Here is a 3,399-nt window from a genome sequence, read left to right on the forward strand (position 1 = left end):
CAAGACGGTCGTCGGGCTCTTGGCGGCTGCGCAGCTGCCTTAACGAGCGCGCTGGACCGGTCGTCGCGGTGTTGCGGCGAGCGCACCGCCGCGGCGTCGAGGAGAAAGCCGCCACGATCCAGTCGGTGTGGCGGGCACCCGCATTGCGACAACCGACCCAGGTCCAGGCGGCGTTCGCGGTGATCGTCACCAGCCAGGTCCGGGTCATCACCGCGTTGAACCTTGAGATCGGCCAGCTAGGTGAGGTGGTGGCCCACCATTTTGGCCGTCACCGGGACGCTGAGATCTACGCCAGCCAACCCGGCCTCGGTGTGATCCTCAGCGCCCGGGTCCTGGCCGAGTTCGGAGACGACCGGACCCGCTTCGCCGATGCCAAGGCACGCAAAAACTACGCCGGCACCTCACCGATCACCCGGGCCTCGGGGACCAGGAAAGTGGTGCTGGCCCGCTACGCCCGCAACGAGCGGCTGGGCGACGCCATACAGCAATGGGCCTTCGGTGCGCTGAAGGGTTCTCCTGGTGCACGCGCCTACTACGACGCGCTCAGAGCCCGCAAAATCGGCCACCAAGCAGCACTACGACAACTCGGCAACCGGCTCGTCGGCATCCTGCACGGCTGCCTGAAGACCGGCACCCTCTACGACGAAAACACCGCCTGGGCCCACCACCACACGGCCGCAGCTTGACAAACTAAAACCTGGGATGTCTGTTGCGTTGACGATGTCCGGGCATGCTCGGTGAGACTGGGACGATGATCTCATCGGATGCGTCCTCGTCCGCACCTGCGGGCTACCGGTTTCCACGTGGGTGATCGCGGTCGCGGTGCGCTGGTATCTGCGCTACGGCTTGTCCTACCGCGACGTCGAGGAACTGCTCGCCGAGCGCGGCGTCGAGGTCGATCACGTCACGATCTACCGGTGGGTGCAGACCTTCACAGCTGAGCTTATTGATGCTGCTCGCCCAGCCCGGCATGCCGCCGGGTCATCGGTGGTTTGTCGACGAGACGAACGTCAAGATCGTCGGCCGCTGCCCGTATCTCTATCGCGCGGTCGATCAATACGGCCAGGTCATCGACGTCTTACTGTCCGAGCGCCGCGACGGTGCGGCCGCTCGGGCGTTCTTCACCCGCGCGCTGAGGTTCGGGTCCGCTCCGGTCGAGGTCACCACCGACCGGGCACTGGTCTACCCGCGGGTCATCGACGAACTCGCGCCGGCCGCACGGCACGCCTTCGAGCAGTAGGCGAACAATGTCATCGAAGCCGACCACGGCCGGCTCAAAGCCAGATTGCGCCCGATGCGCGGACTCAAGCGCGTGCACTCTGCTCGCACCCTCGTGACCGGGCACGCGTTCGTGCAGAACTTACGACGCGGCCGCTACGAGATCGTTGCCGACCAACCGCCACGAGACCGCGTCCGCGCCGCATTCGACGAACTCGCGTTCTGCATCAGACCGCGGACTCCTGCCTCCCGCGGAGCCCAAGATCACCCGAACCCGCTCAATGCAACAGACATCCCAGGTTTTTCGATGTCAAGCGGCGGCGGTGAGGTGAGGTGCCCAGGCGATGCTTTCGTCGTAGAGCGTGCGGGTCTTTAGGCAGCCGTGCAGGATGCCGACGAGCCGGTTCGCGAGTTGGCGTAGCGCTGCTTGGTGACCGATCTTGCGGGCTCGAAGCGCGTCGTAATAGGCGCGGGCGCCGGGTGAGCCTTTCAACGCGCCGAAGGCCCATTGCTGTGCGGCGTCGCCGAGGCGCGTGTTGCGGGCGTACCGGGCCAGCACGACTTTCTTCTTTCCCGAGGCGCGGGTGATCGGTGAGGTACCGGCATAGTTCTTGCGTGCTTTGGCATCGGCGAAGCGGGTCCGGTCATCGCCGAACTCGGCGAGCACCCGGGCGCTGAGGATCACGCCGAGGCCGGGTTGGCTGGCGTAGATCTCAGCGTCCGGGTGACGGCCAAAATGGTGGGCCACCACCTCGCCCAGCTGGGCGATCTCACCGTTGAGGGTGGTGATGAGCCGGACCTGGCTGGCGGTGATCGCCGCGAACGCCGCTTGGACCTGGGCGGGTTGGCGCAGCGCTGGCGCCCGTAGCACCGACTGGATGTGCGCGGCTTTCTCCTCGACGCTGCGGCGGTTGGCTCGCCGCAACGCCGCAGTGATCTTCGCCTTGGACACCCGCGCGGCCCGATCCGGATCAGGCGCGATCGCGAGCAGCTCGAGGGTGTCGGCAGCGTCCAGATCAGCGAAGGCCTCCAGCGCTGCGGGGAAGAATTCCCGTAGCACCCCCCGTAGCCGCAGCACATGCCTGGTCCGGTCCCAGACCAGGCTCTGGTGGCTACGGGCCACCAGCTTGATCGCCTCACCCAGCTCGGAATCCCCAGCCACCGGGCGGTGATGCGCGCGATCCAGGCGCACGATCTCGGCCAACACGTGCGCATCCCCGGCATCAGATTTCGCCCCCGAACTCGAGTGCCGCTCCCGGTAACGGGCCACCGACATCGGGTTAATCGCGAATACCTCATAGCCGGCAGCGATCAACGCCGCCACCCACGGACCGCGGTCGGTCTCGATCCCGACCTTCACCCGCGAGGCCGCCTCACCGGGCTCGAGCTCGGCCCACTCATCCGGGAAAAACTGGGCGATCAACGCATGAAGGCGAGTGATCCCGTCCAAGCCCTCAGGCAGCCGTCTACGAGCCAACCGGCGACCCTGCTCATCGACGATCTCCACATCGTGATGATCTTCAGCCCAGTCGTCACCGACGAACAACACCCTGCAACCTCCGCACCCTCGCCCGGACCAGAACCCAGCAGCGCGGAGGAGACATCCAGCGTCCTAATGGTCAAGTGCTCACCGGCAACAACCCGGGGCACCACATCCCAGCAGCGGTCACATCTCCTCACGACCAGCGGGCGCACGGTCTGTTGCAAGACCTCACCGAGGATCAGAGCCCATGAGTGCTGACCCGCTAGCCGCTACCAGCGCCGAGCCTGCCAAACCACCCGACAGAAGCCATTAGAGCCCCGTAGACCTCGTCACCGGCCGCCCAGCCGGCCGGCACGCCGGCCTCGACCGCGCGGATGAGCATCGCGGTGGCCAGCGCCGGCTTGGTCGCAAACCCGATGTCGGCGGGCACCCCAGCTGCCGCGCAGCGCTGCTGGTCGTCGGTCCACGCGCGCGGCAGGTACAAGGCCCGGTCGATCAGGGCATGCCCGCGGCGGGCGGCGTAGGTCACGAACACCGCGACCTGGGCGTTCTCGATCCGGCCCGCGGTGCCGGTGTGTTGCCGCTGCACCCCGACCGAATGGTCGCCGTGTTTGAGATCGCCGGTCTCGTCGATCACCAAGATCGCATCCGGCTCACCGAACGCGTCGGTGACGTAGCCGCGCAGATCATCGCGAACC

2 protein-coding genes and 2 pseudogenes are annotated in these 3,399 nt (G+C 66.8%); 2 read left to right on the forward strand and 2 right to left on the reverse strand.

Going from position 1 to position 3,399, the window contains the following annotated elements:
• Both VFW69_RS13375 and VFW69_RS13380 read left to right on the forward strand, forming a co-directional pair.
• The coding region (locus VFW69_RS13375; protein WP_526501988.1) for a transposase at positions 1-686 on the forward strand (686 nt) is incomplete at its 5' end.
• Between the two features lie 65 nt (positions 687-751).
• Positions 752-1,447, forward strand: a pseudogene (locus VFW69_RS13380) (IS6 family transposase); the annotation flags it as partial.
• 81 nt (positions 1,448-1,528) lie between these two features.
• Here the strand turns inward: VFW69_RS13380 and VFW69_RS13385 are convergent.
• Together VFW69_RS13385 and VFW69_RS13390 are read right to left on the reverse strand one after the other, a co-directional pair.
• Entirely contained in the window at positions 1,529-2,767 is a 1,239-nt protein-coding gene (locus VFW69_RS13385) for an IS110 family RNA-guided transposase (protein ID WP_526501990.1), read from the reverse strand.
• A 226-nt stretch (positions 2,768-2,993) separates the two neighbouring features.
• Positions 2,994-3,399: pseudogene (locus VFW69_RS13390) on the reverse strand (IS701 family transposase); the annotation flags it as partial.

The organism is Mycobacterium sp. (assembly GCF_036273375.1).
Taxonomy (GTDB): domain Bacteria; phylum Actinomycetota; class Actinomycetes; order Mycobacteriales; family Mycobacteriaceae; genus Mycobacterium.